20 protein-coding genes are annotated in these 18,488 nt (G+C 56.6%); 11 read left to right on the top strand and 9 right to left on the bottom strand.

Annotated elements, in window-relative coordinates; translation table 11 throughout:
- Positions 1-179 precede the first annotated feature (179 nt).
- Together ACJTMZ_RS03130 and cutC are read left to right on the top strand one after the other, a co-directional pair.
- Entirely contained in the window at positions 180-740 is a 561-nt protein-coding gene (locus tag ACJTMZ_RS03130) for a VOC family protein (RefSeq protein WP_252010669.1), read from the top strand.
- 78 nt (positions 741-818) lie between these two features.
- Entirely contained in the window at positions 819-1,562 is a 744-nt protein-coding gene (gene cutC / locus ACJTMZ_RS03125) for a copper homeostasis protein CutC (protein ID WP_062933462.1), read from the top strand.
- Positions 1,563-1,823: 261 nt separating this feature from the next.
- Here cutC and cmoB read toward each other — a convergent pair whose 3' ends face one another.
- The 5 genes from cmoB to ACJTMZ_RS03100 are packed head-to-tail and all read right to left on the bottom strand — an operon-like array spanning position 1,824 to position 5,404.
- On the bottom strand, positions 1,824-2,795 hold the full coding sequence (gene cmoB, locus ACJTMZ_RS03120) for a tRNA 5-methoxyuridine(34)/uridine 5-oxyacetic acid(34) synthase CmoB (protein WP_015570275.1): 972 nt from the start codon (positions 2,793-2,795) through the stop codon (positions 1,824-1,826).
- Positions 2,792-3,535 carry a carboxy-S-adenosyl-L-methionine synthase CmoA gene (gene cmoA / locus ACJTMZ_RS03115; protein ID WP_003859735.1) on the bottom strand — a complete coding sequence of 248 codons (744 nt, stop codon included), beginning with the start codon at positions 3,533-3,535 and terminating at the stop codon, positions 2,792-2,794. Before cmoA ends, cmoB begins: the two co-directional genes overlap by 4 nt.
- Positions 3,536-3,575: 40 nt before the next feature.
- A complete protein-coding gene (locus ACJTMZ_RS03110; protein ID WP_003859737.1) occupies positions 3,576-3,971 on the bottom strand; it encodes an MAPEG family protein in 396 nt (131 codons plus the stop codon).
- 51 nt (positions 3,972-4,022) lie between these two features.
- Positions 4,023-4,841, bottom strand: a complete 819-nt coding sequence (locus ACJTMZ_RS03105) for a DUF72 domain-containing protein (protein WP_193127050.1) — start codon at positions 4,839-4,841, stop codon at positions 4,023-4,025.
- Positions 4,838-5,404 (bottom strand): hydrolase, encoded by a 567-nt coding sequence (locus ACJTMZ_RS03100; protein WP_017384353.1) that lies wholly within the window; start codon positions 5,402-5,404, stop codon positions 4,838-4,840. Before ACJTMZ_RS03100 ends, ACJTMZ_RS03105 begins: the two co-directional genes overlap by 4 nt.
- Before the next feature lie 262 nt (positions 5,405-5,666).
- On the opposite strand from ACJTMZ_RS03100, the gene aspS reads away from it, so the two are divergent.
- The 6 genes from aspS to ruvB all read left to right on the top strand — a co-directional run bounded on the left by aspS (position 5,667) and on the right by ruvB (position 10,922).
- Entirely contained in the window at positions 5,667-7,439 is a 1,773-nt protein-coding gene (aspS, locus tag ACJTMZ_RS03095; protein ID WP_017384352.1) for an aspartate--tRNA ligase, read from the top strand.
- Between the two features lies 1 nt (position 7,440).
- Complete coding sequence (nudB, locus tag ACJTMZ_RS03090; protein WP_003859745.1) at positions 7,441-7,884, top strand: dihydroneopterin triphosphate diphosphatase; 444 nt, start codon at positions 7,441-7,443, stop codon at positions 7,882-7,884.
- Between the two features lie 27 nt (positions 7,885-7,911).
- A complete protein-coding gene (locus ACJTMZ_RS03085) occupies positions 7,912-8,652 on the top strand; it encodes a YebC/PmpR family DNA-binding transcriptional regulator (protein WP_003859747.1) in 741 nt (246 codons plus the stop codon).
- A gap of 34 nt (positions 8,653-8,686) precedes the next feature.
- Positions 8,687-9,208, top strand: coding sequence for a crossover junction endodeoxyribonuclease RuvC (gene ruvC, locus ACJTMZ_RS03080; RefSeq protein WP_003859749.1), 522 nt, complete (start codon positions 8,687-8,689; stop codon positions 9,206-9,208).
- An 80-nt stretch (positions 9,209-9,288) separates the two neighbouring features.
- The gene (gene ruvA, locus ACJTMZ_RS03075) at positions 9,289-9,903 is read left to right on the top strand and encodes a Holliday junction branch migration protein RuvA (protein ID WP_003859751.1); all 615 of its coding nucleotides are present in this window, start codon (positions 9,289-9,291) and stop codon (positions 9,901-9,903) included.
- Between the two features lie 8 nt (positions 9,904-9,911).
- The gene (gene ruvB, locus ACJTMZ_RS03070) at positions 9,912-10,922 is read left to right on the top strand and encodes a Holliday junction branch migration DNA helicase RuvB (RefSeq protein WP_003859753.1); all 1,011 of its coding nucleotides are present in this window, start codon (positions 9,912-9,914) and stop codon (positions 10,920-10,922) included.
- A gap of 52 nt (positions 10,923-10,974) precedes the next feature.
- On the opposite strand, the gene znuB is transcribed toward ruvB, so the two are convergent.
- Positions 10,975-11,760: a zinc ABC transporter permease subunit ZnuB gene (gene znuB / locus ACJTMZ_RS03065; RefSeq protein WP_015570280.1), complete on the bottom strand. Its 786-nt coding sequence runs from the start codon at positions 11,758-11,760 to the stop codon at positions 10,975-10,977.
- On the bottom strand, positions 11,757-12,512 hold the full coding sequence (znuC, locus tag ACJTMZ_RS03060) for a zinc ABC transporter ATP-binding protein ZnuC (RefSeq protein WP_017384350.1): 756 nt from the start codon (positions 12,510-12,512) through the stop codon (positions 11,757-11,759). The genes znuB and znuC overlap by 4 nt, the downstream gene beginning before the upstream one ends.
- 77 nt (positions 12,513-12,589) lie before the next feature.
- Here znuC and znuA point away from each other — a divergent pair, with 77 nt between their 5' ends.
- From znuA to lpxM, 3 genes are all read left to right on the top strand, one after another.
- Positions 12,590-13,534 carry a zinc ABC transporter substrate-binding protein ZnuA gene (gene znuA, locus ACJTMZ_RS03055; RefSeq protein WP_032103662.1) on the top strand — a complete coding sequence of 315 codons (945 nt, stop codon included), beginning with the start codon at positions 12,590-12,592 and terminating at the stop codon, positions 13,532-13,534.
- Positions 13,535-13,549: 15 nt separating this feature from the next.
- The gene (gene mepM, locus ACJTMZ_RS03050; RefSeq protein WP_003859762.1) at positions 13,550-14,869 is read left to right on the top strand and encodes a murein DD-endopeptidase MepM; all 1,320 of its coding nucleotides are present in this window, start codon (positions 13,550-13,552) and stop codon (positions 14,867-14,869) included.
- 117 nt (positions 14,870-14,986) lie between these two features.
- Complete coding sequence (gene lpxM, locus ACJTMZ_RS03045; protein ID WP_015570283.1) at positions 14,987-15,958, top strand: lauroyl-Kdo(2)-lipid IV(A) myristoyltransferase; 972 nt, start codon at positions 14,987-14,989, stop codon at positions 15,956-15,958.
- A 43-nt stretch (positions 15,959-16,001) separates the two neighbouring features.
- Here lpxM and pyk read toward each other — a convergent pair whose 3' ends face one another.
- Together pyk and ACJTMZ_RS03035 are read right to left on the bottom strand one after the other, a co-directional pair.
- Complete coding sequence (gene pyk / locus ACJTMZ_RS03040) at positions 16,002-17,444, bottom strand: pyruvate kinase (protein WP_003859767.1); 1,443 nt, start codon at positions 17,442-17,444, stop codon at positions 16,002-16,004.
- 114 nt (positions 17,445-17,558) lie between these two features.
- Positions 17,559-18,428: a MurR/RpiR family transcriptional regulator gene (locus ACJTMZ_RS03035; protein ID WP_003859769.1), complete on the bottom strand. Its 870-nt coding sequence runs from the start codon at positions 18,426-18,428 to the stop codon at positions 17,559-17,561.
- Between the last annotated feature and the right edge of the window lie 60 nt (positions 18,429-18,488).

Raw genomic sequence — 18,488 nt, 5'->3', positions numbered from 1 at the left:
GCGGGGAGTATACTGCAAATGCCTTCGGGCGTCAGCCCTGCGGGGGGCGAAGATCGCTCAGAATTCAGGCGAAGACGGTATGCATAATCATGCAGTCGAAAAAACCGTGATTCTGCGGTTGGTCGACAGAGGGCAACAGAGTAAATTAGCGGCTTTGCGACACGAAACGAGACTGACCTATGGCGAACTGGCATACCATTGACGAACTGCATGATATTTCCGCAGATTTACCGCGCTTCACTCAGGCGTTCACAGAACTTGCCACCCGTCTCGGGCTGGATATTGCGCCGCTTGAGGCCGATCACATCTCTTTGCGCTGCCACCAGAATGCCACCGCCGAACGCTGGCGGCGTGGCTTTGAGCAGTGCGGAGAACTGCTGTCGGAGAATATCATTAACGGTCGCCCGATCTGCCTGTTCAAACTTCACGCGCCGGTAACGGTGGCGCACTGGCAATTCACCGTTGTGGAACTGCCCTTGCCAGGAGAGAAGCGTTATCCGCACGAAGGCTGGGAGCATATCGAAATTGTTCTGCCTGGGGAGCCCGAGACGCTGAACGCCCGTGCGCTGGCGCTGCTTTCCGACGAGGGGTTAAGCCAGCCGGGTATTTTCGTCAAAACCAGCTCGCCAAAAGGGGAGCGCGAACGCTTACCGAACCCTACGCTTGCCGTAACGGACGGCAACGTGACGGTGAAATTCCATCCCTGGACTATCGAGCAGATCGTCGCCAGCGAAGCGTAAGCATTGTGAGCGTCGATCCAGACACCAATCGGGCAACGTGCCACGATGGTACGTTGAGTGAAATTTAAGGAGGATGACATGGCGCTGCTGGAAATTTGTTGTTACAGCGTGGAGTGTGCCGTCACTGCGCAACGGCAGGGGGCCGATCGCATCGAGCTTTGCGCGGCACCGAAAGAAGGAGGATTAACCCCGTCCTTTGGCGTGCTGAAATCAGCCCGTCAGGCCATCACTATTCCGGTGCACCCGATTATTCGCCCGCGCGGCGGTGATTTTTGTTATACGGCGGGTGAGTTCAGTGCCATGCTTGAGGATATCGCCCTCGTCCGTGATTCCGGTTTTCCGGGGCTGGTGATCGGTGTGCTGGACGAAGACGGCAACATCGATCTTCCGCGTATGCGTCAGGTCATGCGCGCCGCCCGGGGGATGGCGGTCACTTTTCATCGTGCGTTCGATATGTGTAAGGATCCGATACAAGCCTTTGATACGCTGGCAGAACTGGGCGTGGCGCGCGTTCTGACGTCGGGCCAGCAGTCCTCGGCTGAAAAAGGACTGAAATTAATTACGGAACTAAAAGCACATTCCGGTGTTCCAATAATCATGGCGGGCGCAGGAGTACGCGCCAGCAATCTGGAACTGTTTTTAAACGCAGGGGTGGAAGAGCTGCACAGCTCGGCGGGTAAATGGATACCTTCACCCATGCGTTATCGCAATACAGGGTTGTCAATGTCGACGGATGCTGAAGCGGATGAGTACTCGCGCTACGGTGTGGATGGAGAGTCGGTTGCGGTAATGAAATCGTTGATTGAACGTCATCACGTGTAGCAACGTACCGATTTTTACCGCGCATCATGTCGCCCAATATGATGCTTGCTTGTACCAGGCCCCTGCAAATTACACAGGGGCCTTTTTTTCTCCTTCATATTTCAAGCCGCAGCCGCGTTGGCCGCCTCGCTCACCCCGGTCACTTACTGATGTAAGCTCCCGGGGATTCGCTGCGTTGCCGCCTTGCTGCAACTTGAACTATTTTGGAGAAAACGTGCGACGCGTAGGCCGGGTAAGGCGCAGCCGCCACCCGGCTAAAGGCTACGGCTTGGTCGCAATCAATACCGCACGCATCGGGGCCGGATAGCCTTCGATGGTTTTACTGTGATCGTCCGGGTCGAGGAATTGCTCCAGTGATTCGGTGATCATCCAGTCGGTGCGGCGCTGTTCCTCAACTGACGTCACGCACACATCGGCGATGCGTACATCGACAAACCCACATTTCTCCAGCCAGTTCTTCAGCGCCAGCGCGGAAGGGATGAAGTAAACGTTGCGCATCTGCGCATAGCGATCGCCCGGCACCAGAACGGCATGTTCATCGCCTTCGATGACCAGCGTTTCCAGCACCAGTTCGCCGCCGCTGACCAGCTGATCTTTCAACTGCCAGAGATGCTCCAGCGGGGAACGACGGTGGTACAGCACACCCATCGAGAAAACGGTATCAAACGCTTTCAGGGCAGGGAGTTGCTCGATACCCAGCGGCAGCAGGTGCGCACGCTGGTCGTTACCCAGGAGCTTACGCACCGCTTCAAACTGGCACAGGAACAGCTGCATCGGATCGATACCGACGGCCAGATGCGCGCCTGCGCCGATCATGCGCCACATGTGATAGCCGCTACCGCAGCCCACGTCCAGAATGGTGCGCCCGGTCAGGTCGGATAAATGCGGCAGAACGCGATCCCACTTCCAGTCGGAACGCCACTCGGTGTTGATGTTTACGCCGTACAGCGAGAACGGCCCTTTGCGCCACGGCATCAGGTTACGCATCAGCGTTTCGATGCGGTTGATCTGCCCGGCCGGGAGCGGCTCTTCGCTCTCCGCCGTCACGCTGTGCAGCAAATCCAGACGATGAGGCGTCAGTTCAGGCAGAAACTCCACGGCGTTGGACCACTGCTTCAACAGACCATGCTGCTGATCGCGCTGCCAGGTGGCAATTTGCGCAGGCAGGGTTTCCAGCCAGTGGGAAAGGTGGTTTTTGGCAATCAGCTGATAGAAATTACCGAACTCGATCATGCTGCGTCTCCGGCTTTAAGCGCCACCAGAGAACCAAAGTTAAAGCACTGGAACCACAGTTCGCTGTGTTCAAATCCGGCTTTGCGCAGGCGCGCTTTGTGGGTTTCTACGGAATCCGTCAGCATGACGTTTTCAAGCATGCTGCGCTTCTGGCTGATCTCCAGCTCGCTGTAGCCATTTGCACGCTTGAAATCATGGTGCATGTTGAACAGCAGTTCGCCCACGCTGGCGTCTTCAAAGCTGAATTTCTCAGACAGCACAAGCGCGCCGCCCGGGTTCAGGCCCTGATAAATTTTATCCAGCAACCGCTGACGATCGTCCGGCACCAGGAACTGAAGGGTAAAGTTCAGAACCACCATCGAGGCGTTCTGGATGTCGATATCGCGGATATCGCCTTCTACCACCTCCACAGGCGTAGGGGCTTTATACGCGTCAATGTGGCGACGGCAGCGTTCAACCATGGCCGGTGAGTTATCGACAGCTACAATCTTGCAGCCTTCGTGATGAACGTTACGACGAATGGACAGCGTTGCCGCTCCCAGCGAACAGCCCAGGTCATAGACCTGCGTGCCGGGTTGAACAAAACGCTCCGCCAGCATGCCGATCATGGAGATAATATTGGAATAACCGGGAACAGAGCGCTGGATCATATCCGGGAAGACTTCGGCTACCCGTTCATCAAAGGTCCAGTCGCCCAGGCTGGCGATAGGCGCGGAAAAAAGCGTGTCGCGATCTGACATAACGTAAAAATCCGGGAAAAATAAAGGGGCATATTGTGCGCTAATGGAAGGAGAAAACCAACTCCCACGGCATATACCAAAGGTTAGCCAGCACCATCAGCAAAAGCGAGCACCAGGTCGCGCTCATGCCGGAACGACGCCAGCGGATCAGGCGGTGGTGAAAACCATAATAATGCATCAAACGCCCTGCAATCAGCAGCAGCCCACAGACGTGCACCATCCAGGTTTCTGCGCCATCCATCTCCATTAACAGCAGTAAAATTAACGCGACGGGAATGTACTCGACCGCGTTGCCGTGGATGCGGATTGCGCTTTGTAGCTCAGAAAAGCCCCCGTCACCGTACGAGACGCGGTACTGCATTCTCAGGCGCACAACATCAAATGAAAACTTAATCAGCAGTAATGCACCTAACACCGCATACAGCGCGCTGACCATACTAACTCCCTGTTTTTGGCAGATGGCACGTCTCTATGATAGGGGGTGATTTCAGAAAAGAGAAGATTGTTGTGGGATGGACGGCGCGGGGCCAACCAACGGAACCGCCTGCTGCAAGGCCTGCCAGAGAGCATCGACCAGTTCAGGCGCCTGTGCGATATCCGGCGTATGTAAAAAAAGGTACGGCGTGGTGGTGTGCTCCCATTTCGCCAGCGTTTGCAGCCAGACGGCGAACATCTCCTCATTTTGCTGCATGTTATCGCTGCCGATAAACCGGACCATCGGGTTCTGCGCCGTTACGATCGCGTGGACGGGCACTTTCGGTTTTTTGCGCTGAGCATCAACAACGGCTTCGCTGTGCGGGATTGCGCTGTGCACGGGGCGGCTGTCGAGGATCACGCGGTTGACCGATCGTTCATGCAGGCCGCGATTGAGCGCTTTCTCCGCGTCGCCCTTGGCAAAGAATTCCGGATGCCTTACTTCTACGCCGTAGGTGAAGCCATGCGGCAGGGCGTCGAGAAACTGCCAGAGGGCAGGCAGGTCGCGCGGGCCAAACGTGGCGGGAAGCTGGAGCCAGTACTGGCCAATACGGTTGGCCAGAGGCGACATCCGGGTGAAAAACTCGTGGGTTAAATCATCGCAGTTGCGCAGCGCGGCGTTGTGGGAGATGGTCGCCGGGAATTTAAAGCAAAAGCGGAAGTCGTCGGTGGTTTGCCCGCGCCAGCGTTCGACGATCTCCGCGCGGGGCAGGGCGTACAGCGTGGTATTGCCCTCCACGCAGTTAAAGTGTCGGGCATACTCTTCAAGGCTGGTAATACCCAGGCGCACCCATTTCGGGTGCGACCACTGGGGCAGGCCTACGTACATCATAGCGCGCTGAGGATCTCATCCGTGCTGCGCACGCGACCGATACGCGGGAAGATATGGGTCATGCTGCCCTGATGCTGATCCGCAGAGGCTGCGCTGCACGCATCTTCCGCGATCACCAGGTTAAAGCCCAGCTCCCAGGCGTTACGGGCGGTGGATTCCACACCAATGTTGGTGGAGATCCCGCACAGAATAATCGTGTCGATCCCGCGACGGCGTAGCTGGAGCTCCAGGTCGGTGCCGTAGAATGCGCCCCACTGGCGTTTGGTGACTTCTATATCGCTGTCGCGTTTACCGAGCGAGACAGGATATGTCCACCAGTTGTCCGGCAGCGCCTGCGCCGGCGCCTGGGCATCAACCGGCTGTTTTAACGCTTCGGCGAAATCAGCGGACCAGCCGACGCGCACCATAACAACAGGCGAGCCGCTGGCGCGGCATTTTTCTGCCAGGCGCGCAGCGCGGCTGACCACATCGTCAGCGGTGTGCGGACCACCGGCAAAAGGCAGAATGCCTTCCTGTAAATCAATGACCACAAGGGCGGTTTTGGTGGCATCAAGTGTAAACATCGTCACTCCCGTCAAATGATTGCTTTTCTACACCTTACGACGTGATGGCCTGTTATCGGTCGGATAATTTTGTTAATTTTTGTGAGAATAGGCAATAAGAGTTCAGCAAACGCGCGTCAGGCCGTGCTTCGCTCTTATCGTGCGGCAGAATTTCCAGTATAATAGCCGCCTTTTTTCATCCAGTTGTGACATACAGAAAGCTGCGACATCGTAGCCTGCGAGACAGGCGACAATCAGCCTGCGGCTAATTAAGGGATATCTCATGCGTACAGAATATTGCGGGCAGCTGCGTCAGTCCCACGTCGGGCAGCAGGTCACCCTGTGTGGTTGGGTCAATCGTCGTCGCGATCTTGGTAGCCTTATCTTTATTGATATGCGTGACCGCGAAGGTATCGTTCAGGTGTTCTTCGATCCGGATCGCGCTGATGCGTTGAAGCTGGCTTCTGAGCTGCGCAATGAGTTCTGCATTCAGGTGACGGGCACCGTGCGTGCGCGTGACGAGAAAAACGTCAACGCCGACATGGCGACCGGCGCTATCGAAGTGCTGGCGTCCGATCTGACGATCATCAACCGCGCGGAAGCGTTGCCGCTGGACTCCAACCACGTCAACACCGAAGAAGCGCGTCTGAAATACCGCTACCTGGATCTGCGTCGTCCGGAAATGGCTCAGCGCCTGAAAACCCGTGCGAAAATCACCAGCCTGGTGCGCCGTTTTATGGATGACCACGGTTTCCTTGATATCGAAACCCCGATGCTGACCAAAGCCACGCCGGAAGGCGCGCGCGACTACCTGGTGCCATCCCGCGTCCATAAAGGCAAATTCTACGCGCTGCCGCAGTCACCACAGCTTTTCAAACAGCTGCTGATGATGTCCGGCTTCGATCGCTACTATCAGATCGTGAAATGCTTCCGCGACGAAGACCTGCGCGCTGACCGTCAGCCAGAATTTACCCAGATCGATGTGGAAACCTCCTTCATGACCGCTGAGCAGGTGCGTGAGGTGATGGAAGCCCTGGTGCGTAGCCTGTGGAACGACGTGAAAGGCGTTGAGCTGGGCGATTTCCCTGTCATGACCTTCGCGGAAGCCGAGCGTCGCTACGGTTCTGACAAACCAGACCTGCGTAACCCGATGGAGCTGGTGGACGTGGCAGACCTGGTGAAAGCCGTTGAGTTCGCGGTCTTTGCTGGCCCGGCTAACGATCCGAAAGGCCGCGTGGCTGCCCTGCGCGTTCCGGGCGGTGCTGCCCTGAGCCGTAAGCAGATTGACGACTACGGCAACTTCATCAAGATCTACGGCGCGAAAGGTCTGGCCTATATTAAAGTAACCGAGCGTGCAAAAGGTCTGGAAGGCATCACCAGCCCGGTGGCGAAATTCCTGAATGCGGACATCGTGGAAGCGATCCTTGAGCGCACCGGCGCGCAGGACGGCGACATGATCTTCTTCGGTGCAGACAACAAGAAAGTGGTTGCGGATGCGATGGGCGCGCTGCGTCTGAAGCTTGGCAAAGACCTGAACCTGACCGACGAAAGCAAATGGGCGCCGCTGTGGGTAATCGACTTCCCGATGTTTGAAGACGACGGTGAAGGCGGCCTGACCGCGATGCACCACCCGTTCACCTCGCCAAAAGAGATGACGGCGGCAGAGCTGAAAGCGGCGCCGGAAGACGCGGTGGCAAACGCCTACGATATGGTCATCAACGGCTACGAAGTGGGCGGCGGCTCCGTGCGTATTCACAGCGGTGAAATGCAGCAGACCGTGTTCGGCATTCTGGGCATTAACGAGCAGGAGCAGCGCGAGAAGTTTGGCTTCCTGCTGGACGCCCTGAAGTACGGTACCCCTCCGCACGCGGGTCTGGCCTTCGGTCTTGACCGTCTGACCATGCTGCTGACCGGCACCGACAACATCCGTGATGTGATCGCCTTCCCGAAAACCACCGCAGCGGCGTGTCTGATGACTGAAGCGCCAAGCTTTGCCAACCCGGCCGCGCTGGCTGAGCTGGGCATTGAGGTGGTGAAGAAGGAAGAGAAAAACTGATATGGCATATAAGCGTCCCGTTTCGGTTCTGGTGGTCATTTATGCAGAAGACACGAAGCGGGTGCTGATGTTGCAGCGGCGCGACGATCCGGATTTCTGGCAGTCGGTTACCGGCAGCCTGGAAGAGGGAGAGACCGCGCCGCAGGCCGCCGCGCGTGAAGTAAAGGAAGAGGTCGCCATTGACGTTGCTTACGAGCAACTGACCCTGAAGGACTGTCAGCGCACGGTGGAGTTTGAAATTTTTAGCCATTTACGTCATCGCTATGCACCGGGAATTGAGCGCAATACGGAATCGTGGTTCTGCCTTGCGCTTCCCCATGAGCGGGAGATCGTGTTCACGGAACACCTGACCTACCGCTGGGTGGATGCGGCGGATGCCGCCGCACTGACCAAGTCGTGGAGCAACCGGCAGGCGATTGAAGAATTTGTAATTAACGCTGCCTGAGAAGGCGCGATTTTTGGAGAACTTTTTATGGCAGGTCATAGTAAGTGGGCCAACACCAAACACCGCAAAGCGGCACAGGATGCCAAACGCGGTAAAATCTTTACCAAAATCATTCGTGAGTTGGTGACAGCGGCGCGTCTGGGCGGCGGCGATCCGGCCTCTAACCCACGTCTGCGCGCAGCGGTGGATAAAGCCCTGTCCAACAACATGACGCGTGACACCCTGAACCGTGCCATCGCACGTGGCGTGGGCGGTGATGAAGACGCGAACATGGAAACCATCATTTATGAAGGTTACGGTCCTGGCGGTACGGCGGTGATGGTTGAGTGTCTGTCCGACAACCGTAATCGTACCGTTGCGGAAGTGCGTCACGCGTTCACCAAAACCGGCGGCAACCTGGGCACTGACGGTTCTGTAGCGTACCTGTTCAGCAAAAAAGGCGTCATCTCCTTCGAGAAAGGCGACGAAGATGCGATCATGGAAGCGGCGCTGGAAGCCGGTGCGGAAGACGTGGTGACCTATGACGACGGTGCTATTGATGTTTACACCGCATGGGAAGAGATGGGTGCCGTGCGCGATGCGCTGGAAGCGGCTGGCCTGAAGGCGGATAACGCTGAAGTCTCCATGATCCCGTCTACCAAAGCGGACATGGATGCGGAAACCGCACCGAAACTGCTGCGTCTGATCGACATGCTCGAAGACTGCGACGACGTGCAGGAAGTGTATCACAACGGTGAAATCTCTGATGAGGTTGCAGCGACTCTCTGATGAGAGCCTGTAAACCGTTTACGGGAGACGCGTGATGTCGATTATTCTCGGGATTGACCCCGGCTCACGCGTCACCGGCTATGGCGTTATCCGTCAGGTGGGACGCCAGCTAACCTACCTCGGCAGCGGCTGTATTCGCACCAAAGTGGACGATCTGCCGTCGCGCCTGAAGCTCATCTATGCGGGCGTGTCGGAGATCATCACCCAGTTCCAGCCGGACTATTTCGCCATCGAGCAGGTCTTTATGGCGAAAAACGCTGACTCGGCGTTAAAGCTCGGTCAGGCGCGCGGCGTGGCGATTGTTGCCGCCGTGAACCAGGATCTGCCGGTGTTTGAGTACGCGGCCCGTCAGGTTAAGCAGACGGTGGTGGGCATTGGTAGCGCGGAGAAAAGCCAGGTGCAGCACATGGTGCGTACCCTGCTGAAGCTCCCTGCGAACCCGCAGGCTGACGCCGCGGATGCGCTGGCCATTGCGATTACCCACTGTCACGTCAGCCAGAATGCGATGCAAATGAGCGAGTCGCGGCTCAATCTGGCGCGAGGCAGGTTACGATAATGACAAATCAGGCTGGATGTTTATCCAGCCTTTTTTTATTATGTCGGCAGTTAATTTCTTCCAGAACGCAGGAGCGTCACGTGATAGGCAGACTCAGAGGCATCATCATTGAAAAACAACCCCCGTTAGTACTGCTGGAAGTGGGTGGCGTGGGCTATGAAGTCCATATGCCGATGACCTGCTTCTACGAACTGCCGGAGGCGGGCAAAGAGGCGGTTGTCTTTACCCAGTTTGTGGTGCGTGAAGACGCTCAGCTGCTGTACGGCTTCAATAACAAACAGGAACGCACCCTGTTCCGCGAATTGATTAAAACCAACGGCGTCGGGCCGAAGCTGGCCCTGGCGATTCTGTCCGGTATGTCAGCGCCACAGTTTGTGAATGCCGTTGAGCGTGAAGATCCGGCTGCGTTAATTAAGCTTCCGGGCATCGGGAAGAAAACCGCCGAGCGCTTGATTGTCGAGATGAAGGACCGCTTCAAAGGTCTGCATGGCGATCTGTTCACGCCGGCAGCCGATCTGGTGCTGACTTCCCCGGGCGCGCCTGCATCGGATGATGATGCCGAGCAGGAAGCGGTTGCCGCGCTGGTGGCGCTGGGCTATAAACCTCAGGAGGCCAGCCGGATGGTGAGCAAAATTGCTAAACCGGATGCCAGCAGTGAAACCCTGATTCGTGAAGCGCTGCGCGCTGCATTGTGAGGTAAAGGATGATTGAAGCAGACCGCCTGGTATCGGCAGGCACCATTCAGCCAGATGACGTGGTGGATCGCGCGATCCGTCCCAAACTGCTGGATGAGTACATCGGCCAGCCGCAGGTTCGTTCTCAGATGGAGATTTTCATCCAGGCGGCAAAGCTGCGCGGCGATGCGCTCGATCACCTGCTGATTTTTGGTCCGCCGGGGTTAGGTAAAACCACCCTGGCGAATATCGTCGCCAATGAAATGGGCGTTAACCTGCGTACCACCTCCGGCCCGGTACTGGAGAAAGCAGGGGACCTGGCGGCGATGCTGACCAACCTCGAACCGCATGACGTGCTGTTTATCGATGAGATCCACCGTCTTTCACCGGTGGTGGAGGAAGTGCTCTATCCGGCAATGGAGGATTACCAGCTGGATATCATGATCGGTGAAGGTCCGGCCGCGCGCTCGATCAAAATCGATCTGCCACCGTTTACCCTGATTGGCGCCACGACCCGCGCCGGCTCGCTGACCTCTCCACTACGCGACCGTTTTGGTATCGTGCAGCGTCTGGAGTTTTATCAGGTGCCTGACCTTCAGCATATTGTGGGCCGCAGTGCGCGCTACATGGGGCTGGATATGAGCGAAGAGGGGGCGTTTGAAGTGGCGAAGCGCTCCCGCGGTACGCCGCGTATCGCCAACCGCCTGCTGCGCCGGGTGCGTGACTTTGCCGAGGTGAAGCACGACGGCACCATATCGGCCGAGATCGCCGCCCAGGCGCTGGATATGCTGAATGTCGATGCCGAAGGCTTTGACTATATGGACCGTAAGCTGCTGCTGGCGGTGCTGGATAAGTTCTTTGGCGGGCCGGTAGGGCTGGATAACCTGGCGGCGGCAATTGGCGAAGAGCGTGAGACTATCGAAGATGTGCTGGAGCCGTATCTGATCCAGCAGGGCTTCTTACAGCGTACCCCACGTGGTCGTATGGCGACGGTGCGGGCGTGGAATCATTTCGGTATTACGCCGCCCGCGATGCCGTAAGCAGCGATAAATGGTAGCCCCGGTAAGCAAAGCGCCACCGGGGACATGCTGACTACTGCGCGGTCTTTTTCATCATACTGAAAATAAACAACACCGCCGCGCACAATACTACCGACGGCCCCGCTGGCGTGTCATAAAACGCCGAGAAAGTTAACCCGCCCGTGACCGCGATCATTCCGATAATCACCGCGATACCGGCCATTTGCTCCGGCGTACGCGCAAAACGGCGCGCAGTGGCGGCAGGAATTATCAGCAGCGACGTGATGATCAGCGCGCCAACAAATTTCATCGCCACGCCGATGGTTAACGCCGTCACCAGCATCAACAGCAGCTTCACGCGCTGAAGCTTCACGCCATCGACAAAGGCCAGATCCGGACTGACGGTCATAGCCAGTAAATTCCGCCACTGCCACAGCAGGATCCCGAGCACCACCGCCACGCCAATGGCAATGGAAATGAGATCTTCGGGCGTGACGGCCAGCAGATCGCCAAACAGGTAGGCCATCAGATCTACGCGGATGTTTGACATCAGGCTCACTACCACCAGGCCCAGCGACAGGGCGCTGTGCGCCATAATGCCGAGCAGGGTATCAATTGCCAGGTGAGGGCGTTTTTCCAGCCAGACCAGACCGGCAGCCAGCAGCAGCGTGACGACAATCACCGCATAAAACGGGTTCACGTCCAGTAACAAACCAAACGCCACACCCAGCAATGAAGCATGGGCCAGCGTATCGCCGAAATAGGACATTCTGCGCCAGACGACAAACGAGCCGAGTGGACCCGCGGCGCAGGCAAGCATAATCCCGGCCAGCCAGCCGGGCAGTAACAGTTCAATCATGAGTGTCCATTTCCCCGACGCAGGACGATTCGTCCCTGTAAATCATGGCGGTGATTGTGATTATGACGATAGATGCCCAGCTGCTCGGCGCCACGATGGCCAAACATAGAGATAAATTCCGGATGCATTGACACCACTTCTGGCGTGCCGGAACAACAAATGTGATGGTTCAGGCACAGCACTTCGTCGGTTTTGGCCATCACCAGGTGCAGATCATGGGACACCATCAGCACCGCGCAGTTTAGCTCCCGACGGAGCTGGTCAATCAGATCGTACAGCGCAACCTGACCGTTGACGTCAACACCCTGCGTCGGCTCGTCCAGGACCAGCAGCTGAGGGCTGCTGAGCAGGGCGCGGGCAAGTAATACGCGCTGGGTTTCACCGCCCGACAGCTTTTGCAAGGGCGCCTCAACAAGATGTCCCGCCTGAACGCGTTTCAGCGCCGGGAGGATATCCGCTTTACGCGTACCGGGACGGAGGCGCAGGAAGCGGCTCACCGTCAGGGGCAGGGTGGCATCGAGGTGTAATTTTTGCGGCACATAGCCGATACGCAACTTGTCTTGGCGGACGATAACACCTGCGTCAGGGGCTACCAGGCCTAATACGACGCGTACCAGCGTCGACTTGCCTGCACCGTTAGGGCCGAGCAGCGTGAGTATTTTGCCGGGCTTCAGATTCAGCGACACGTCAGAAAGGACGCGGCGCTGGCCGAATGAGACCGAAACATTTTCAAGAGAAACTAAAGTCGTCATGTCAATTTAAGCTTGCAGAAGTCATCGAATGTTATAATATCACATTCCACGCATTCATTACGATGATTAGTCGCATTATGTTACAGAAAAATACGCTTCTTTTCGCAGCTTTATCCGCTGCTCTTTGGGGTACAACAGCACAAGATGTTAACGCCGCCGTTGTCGCTTCGCTTAAACCGCTTGGATTTATCGCCTCTGCCATCGCGGATGGGGTCACTGAGACCCAGGTTCTGCTGCCTGATGGTGCTTCCGAGCATGATTATTCCCTGCGTCCATCTGATGTAAAACGCTTACAGAACGCGGACTTAGTGGTCTGGATTGGTCCTGAGATGGAAGCGTTCATGCAGAAGTCAGCCAGTCAGCTTCCCGCTGAGAAACAGGTGACGATTGCCGGGCTGTCCGGCGTGAAACCGTTACTCATGAAAGGAGCTGAGGACGAGGGTGACGAACACGACCACGACCATGCTCACGGTGAAAAAGGTGACGACCATCACCATCACGGCGAATACAACATGCATCTCTGGCTCTCCCCAGAGATAGCGCGGCTTACAGCGGTTGCAATCCACGACAAATTAGTGGAACTTATGCCGCAAAGTCGAATCAAACTCGACGCCAACCTGAAGGATTTTGAGGCTCAATTAGCCGCAACCGACAAACAGGTGGGTAACGAGCTCGCACCGCTTAAAGGAAAAGGGTACTTTGTTTTTCATGATGCCTACGGGTATTACGAGAAACATTACGGTCTGACCCCGCTGGGGCATTTTACCGTCAACCCTGAAATTCAGCCTGGTGCGCAGCGTTTACATGAAATCAGAACACAGTTGGTTGAGCAAAAAGCGACATGCGTTTTTGCTGAGCCACAGTTCAGGCCAGCGGTCGTAGAAGCCGTGGCCAGGGGAACATCCGTGCGCATGGGAACCCTTGACCCGCTAGGTACGAACATCCAGTTGAGCAAAGCGAGCTATTCGCAGTTCCTCAGCCAACTGGCGAATCAGTATGCGAGCTGCCTGAAAGGAGATTAACGAGGAAGTGAATACGTGCAACAGATAGCCCGCTCTGTCGCCCTGGCATTTAACAATCTGCCTCGACCCCACCGCGTTATGCTGGGGTCGCTTACAGTTCTCACATTAGCGGTCGCCGTCTGGCGGCCCTATGTTTACCACCCGAGTTCCGCCCCAATCATTAAAACCATCGAACTGGAGAAGAGCGAGATCCGCTCTCTGCTGCCTGAGGCCAGCGAGCCTATCGATCAGGCCGCTCAGGAAGATGAAGCGATTCCCCAGGATGAGCTGGATGACAAGATCCAGAATGAAGCCGGCATTCATGAATATGTTGTTTCTACTGGCGATACGCTGAGCAGCGTCCTGAACCAGTACGGTATCGACATGGGCAACATCAGCCAGCTCGCCGCATCCGATAAAGAGCTGCGTAACCTGAAAATTGGTCAGCAGCTTTCCTGGACCCTAACGCCCGACGGCGATCTGCAACGTCTGACCTGGGAGATGTCCCGTCGCGAAACCCGCACCTACGATCGCACTGCAAACGGTTTCAAAATGACCAGCGAATTGCAGCAGGGCGACTGGGTTAACAGCGTCATGAAAGGAACCGTCGGCGGCAGCTTTGTTTCCAGCGCACGCGATGCCGGCCTGACCAGCGCTGAAATCAGCTCGGTGATCAAAGCCATGCAGTGGCAGATGGATTTCCGTAAACTGAAAAAAGGCGATCAGTTCTCTGTCCTGATGTCCCGCGAAATGCTGGACGGTAAGCGCGAGCAGAGCCAGCTGGTGGGCGTTCGTCTGCGTTCAGACGGCAAAGACTACTACGCTATTCGCGCGGAAGACGGTAAGTTCTATGACCGCAGCGGTACGGGTCTGGCAAAAGGCTTCCTGCGTTTCCCAACGGCGAAACAGTTCCGCGTCTCCTCCAACTTTAACCCGCGTCGTCTGAACCCGGTAACTGGCCGCGTAGCGCCGCACCGTGGCGTTGACTTCGCCATGCCGCAGGGCACGCCAGTGCTGGCGGTAGGGGATGGTGAAGTGGTCATGGCGAAACGCAGCGGTGCTGCTGGCTACTACGTTGCTATTCGTCATGGTCGTACGTACACCACCCGCTACATGCACCTGCGTAAACTGCTGGTCAAACCGGGCCAGAAAGTGAAACGTGGCGATCGCATCGCGCTGTCCGGTAACACCGGCCGGTCGACGGGTCCGCACCTGCACTACGAAGTGTGGATCAACCAGCAGGCGGTTAACCCGCTGACGGCGAAACTGCCGCGCACCGAAGGGCTGACCGGCAAAGATCGCAAAGATTACCTGGCGCAGGTGAAAGAGGTGATGCCGCAGCTGCGCTTCGACTAAGCTCTCCTGATTTAAAAAGCCGGCGTCAGTATGCGCCGGCTTTTTCTTTTGTGCGCGGGCGGCAGCCTCGCTACACTATCCGAATATATTTTTGCGTCACCAGACCCTGGAACCCGCATGGAAACCAAAAAAAACAATATTGAGTACATTCCCGAGTTTGAAAAATCTTTTCGCCACCCGCGTAACTGGGGCGCCTGGCTTGGCGTATACGCGTTTGCTGGCATGGCGTTGCTACCTGCTTCCCTCCGCGATCCGGTGCTCGGCAAAGTGGGGCGCCTGGCAGGGCGCTTAGGTAAAAGCGCACGCCGCCGCGCGCAAATAAATCTGTTGTACTGTTTTCCGGATAAAAGCGACGCCGAACGCGAAGCAATCATTGATGACATGTATACCACCGCGCCCCAGGCCATGGCGATGATGGCGGAACTGGCGCTGAAAGGGCCGGAGAAGATCGTCGAACGCGTTGACTGGAAAGGGCTGGAGATCATCGACGAGATGCGTCGCAATGATGAAAAGGTGATTTTCCTGGTGCCGCACGGCTGGGGGGTAGACATTCCGGCGATGTTAATGGCGTCGCAGGGCCAGAAAATGGCGGCGATGTTCCATAATCAGGGAAACAAAATCTACGACTTCGTCTGGAATACCGTGCGCCGTCGCTTTGGCGGGCGTTTGCACGCCCGAAACGATGGCATTAAGCCTTTCATTCAGTCGGTACGTCAGGGTTACTGGGGCTACTATCTGCCCGATCAGGACCACGGCCCGGAACACAGCGAGTTTGTCGATTTCTTCGCAACCTATAAAGCCACGCTACCCGCGATTGGTCGCCTGATGAAAGTCTGCCGCGCCCGCGTGATCCCACTGTTCCCGGTTTATGACGGTAAAACGCATCGCCTGAGCATTGAGGTACGTCCGCCGATGGACGATCTGCTGACCGCAGACGATCACACCATCGCACGTCGCATGAATGAAGAGGTGGAGGTGCTGGTGGGGCCGCATAAGGAGCAATATACGTGGATCCTGAAGCTGCTCAAAACGCGTAAACCTGGCGAAACAGAGCCGTACAAGCGTAAAGAGCTTTTCCCGAAGAAATAGGAAACCTTCACCCCTCTCCCCTTAGGGGAGAGGGGATTGGAGCTTACTCTACGGTCAGTACGCGGGTGGTATTGGTTGAGCCGATGGTGCTCATCACGTCACCCTGCGTCACGATAACGATATCACCGGATACCAGATAACCTTTGTCGCGCAGCAGGTTCACGGCATCGTGCGCGGCGGCCACGCCGTCGTTGGTGCTGTCGAAGTATACTGGCGTCACGCCGCGATACAGCGCCGTCAGGTTCAGCGTACGCTCGTGACGGGACATGGCGAAGATCGGCAGACCGGAGCTGATACGGGACGTCATTAGCGCGGTACGGCCAGATTCGGTCATGGTGATGATCGCCGTGACCCCTTTCAGGTGGTTGGCTGCGTACATCGCAGACATCGCAATCGCTTCTTCCACGTTGTCGAACTGAATGTCCAGACGGTGTTTAGAGACGTTAATGCTTGGGATCTTCTCTGCACCCAGGCACACGCGCGCCATGGCGGCCACGGTTTCTGCCGGATACTGACCTGCCGCGGTTTCCGCTGACAGCATCACCGCATCGGTACCATCCAGCACGGCGTTCGCCACGTCCATGACTTCCGCACGGGTTGGCATTGGGTTGGTGATCATGGATTCCATCATCTGGGTGGCGGTGATCACCGCGCGGTTCAGCTGACGCGCGCGACGGATCAGCGCTTTCTGGATACCGACCAGTTCAGGGTCGCCAATTTCCACGCCCAGGTCACCACGGGCAACCATCACCACGTCAGACGCCAGGATCACGTCGTCCATCGCGTCCTGATCGCAGACCGCTTCAGCGCGTTCCACTTTCGCAACGATTTTCGCATCGCAGCCTGCATCGCGCGCCAGGCGGCGAGCATAGTTCAGATCTTCGCCGCAGCGCGGGAAGGAGACGGCCAGGTAATCCACGCCGATCTGCGCTGCGGTCACGATATCCGCTTTGTCTTTATCGGTCAGCGCTTCGGCAGACAGGCCACCGCCGAGTTTGTTGATGCCTTTGTTGTTGGAGAGCGGGCCGCCGACGGTCACTTCGGTGAATACCTTCATACCCTGAACTTCCAGCACTTTCAGCTGTACGCGTCCGTCGTCCAGCAGCAGGATGTCGCCAGGCACAACGTCAGCAGGCAGACCTTTGTAGTCGATACCCACTTTTTCCTTATCGCCTTCGCCTTTGCTCAGGTTGGCATCCAGCAGGAATTTATCGCCGATGTTGAGGAAGACTTTGCCTTCTTTAAAGGTCGATACGCGGATTTTTGGACCTTGCAGGTCACCGAGGATAGCAACATGGCGGCCCAGTTTAGCTGCGATTTCACGCACTTTGTCGGCACGTAATTTATGGTCTTCTGGCGTACCGTGAGAGAAGTTCATGCGCACCACGTTGGCACCCGCGGCGATAATCTTTTCGAGGTTATTATCGCGGTCGGTGGCCGGGCCTAAGGTGGTGACGATCTTGGTTCTGCGAAGCCTTCTGGACATGTAATACTCCGTTGACTGAAACAACTTTGGTGTTGCGTGAACATAGAATCGGCCTTCATCTATCGCAAGGCAGTAGCGAGGGGACCGAATGCCGTAAATCGTACATCGTAGTTATTAGGGAACATCGCTCTTTATAAGCAATTCTTTATCAAAACGCGATTCTTTCAGGGCTTCCTTGACCCGCTTCAAGTTATCCCGGAATTTTGCGCCCCGGCGTAAGGTAAAACCGGTCGCCAGCACGTCGATGACCGTCAACTGCGCCAGGCGGGAGACCATCGGCATGTACATGTCGGTGTCCTCCGGTACGTCCAGGGTAATAGCGAGCGTCGCTTCCCTGGCCAGCGGCGTACCTGCCGTCGTCAGGGCGATGACCATCGCATCGTTGTCACGCGCGAGCTGCGCCAGCTCCACCTGGCTCTTGGTGCGGCCCGTATGGGAGATGAGTACCACGACATCATCTTCACTACAATTCATACAGCTCATGCGTTGCAGCACAATGTCATCGGAGTAAATCACCGGCACGTTAAAGCGAAAGAACTTATTCATGGCGTCATGCGCCACGGCGGCGGACGAGCCAAGGCCAAAGAAGGCAATCCGTTTGGCCTGCGTGAGAAGATCGACCGCGCGATTCACTGAACTCATGTCCAGAGACTGGCGAACGTGGTCGAGCGTGGCCATAGCCGATTCAAATATTTTTGCGGTGTAAGCATCAACGCTGTCGTCTTCATCTACATTGCGATTAACATACGGGGTGCCGTTTGCCAGACTTTGGGCCAGATGCAGTTTAAAATCAGGAAAGCCGCGCGTGTCCAGACTACGACAGAATCGATTGACCGTCGGTTCGCTGACGCCCGATTCCTGTGCCAGAGCGGCGATGCTTGAATGAATCGCCTGAGCGGGCGCGGCGAGAATAACTTCAGCCACTTTGCGCTCGGATTTGCTAAGGTGTTCCAGTTGAAACTGGATTTTTTCCAGCATGTTCATTGTTAACAAGACGCTCATGAGGGCATAAACGATTTCATAAAGAGATGAAATCTTGATTCG

This window comes from Enterobacter sp. DN, from assembly GCF_046054285.1.
Lineage (GTDB): Bacteria > Pseudomonadota > Gammaproteobacteria > Enterobacterales > Enterobacteriaceae > Enterobacter > Enterobacter hormaechei_C.
Note: the sequence above shows the minus strand (reverse complement) of the source record. Positions and strands in the feature narration are given on the sequence as shown.

Excerpts from the sequence above, each read along its gene's own strand:
- znuB (WP_015570280.1), bottom strand. The coding sequence starts at position 11,760 with ATGATTGAACTGTTACTGCCCGGCTGGCTGGCCGGGATTATGCTTGCC.
- aspS (WP_017384352.1), top strand. The coding sequence starts at position 5,667 with ATGCGTACAGAATATTGCGGGCAGCTGCGTCAGTCCCACGTCGGGCAG.
- ruvC (WP_003859749.1), top strand. The coding sequence starts at position 8,687 with ATGTCGATTATTCTCGGGATTGACCCCGGCTCACGCGTCACCGGCTAT.
- nudB (WP_003859745.1), top strand. The coding sequence starts at position 7,441 with ATGGCATATAAGCGTCCCGTTTCGGTTCTGGTGGTCATTTATGCAGAA.
- ACJTMZ_RS03035 (WP_003859769.1), bottom strand. The coding sequence starts at position 18,428 with ATGAACATGCTGGAAAAAATCCAGTTTCAACTGGAACACCTTAGCAAA.
- cmoB (WP_015570275.1), bottom strand. The coding sequence starts at position 2,795 with ATGATCGAGTTCGGTAATTTCTATCAGCTGATTGCCAAAAACCACCTT.
- ACJTMZ_RS03085 (WP_003859747.1), top strand. The coding sequence starts at position 7,912 with ATGGCAGGTCATAGTAAGTGGGCCAACACCAAACACCGCAAAGCGGCA.
- znuC (WP_017384350.1), bottom strand. The coding sequence starts at position 12,512 with ATGACGACTTTAGTTTCTCTTGAAAATGTTTCGGTCTCATTCGGCCAG.
- ACJTMZ_RS03105 (WP_193127050.1), bottom strand. The coding sequence starts at position 4,841 with ATGATGTACGTAGGCCTGCCCCAGTGGTCGCACCCGAAATGGGTGCGC.
- ACJTMZ_RS03130 (WP_252010669.1), top strand. The coding sequence starts at position 180 with ATGGCGAACTGGCATACCATTGACGAACTGCATGATATTTCCGCAGAT.
- ruvB (WP_003859753.1), top strand. The coding sequence starts at position 9,912 with ATGATTGAAGCAGACCGCCTGGTATCGGCAGGCACCATTCAGCCAGAT.
- pyk (WP_003859767.1), bottom strand. The coding sequence starts at position 17,444 with ATGTCCAGAAGGCTTCGCAGAACCAAGATCGTCACCACCTTAGGCCCG.
- ACJTMZ_RS03110 (WP_003859737.1), bottom strand. The coding sequence starts at position 3,971 with ATGGTCAGCGCGCTGTATGCGGTGTTAGGTGCATTACTGCTGATTAAG.
- znuA (WP_032103662.1), top strand. The coding sequence starts at position 12,590 with ATGTTACAGAAAAATACGCTTCTTTTCGCAGCTTTATCCGCTGCTCTT.
- lpxM (WP_015570283.1), top strand. The coding sequence starts at position 14,987 with ATGGAAACCAAAAAAAACAATATTGAGTACATTCCCGAGTTTGAAAAA.
- ACJTMZ_RS03100 (WP_017384353.1), bottom strand. The coding sequence starts at position 5,404 with ATGTTTACACTTGATGCCACCAAAACCGCCCTTGTGGTCATTGATTTA.
- cmoA (WP_003859735.1), bottom strand. The coding sequence starts at position 3,535 with ATGTCAGATCGCGACACGCTTTTTTCCGCGCCTATCGCCAGCCTGGGC.
- cutC (WP_062933462.1), top strand. The coding sequence starts at position 819 with ATGGCGCTGCTGGAAATTTGTTGTTACAGCGTGGAGTGTGCCGTCACT.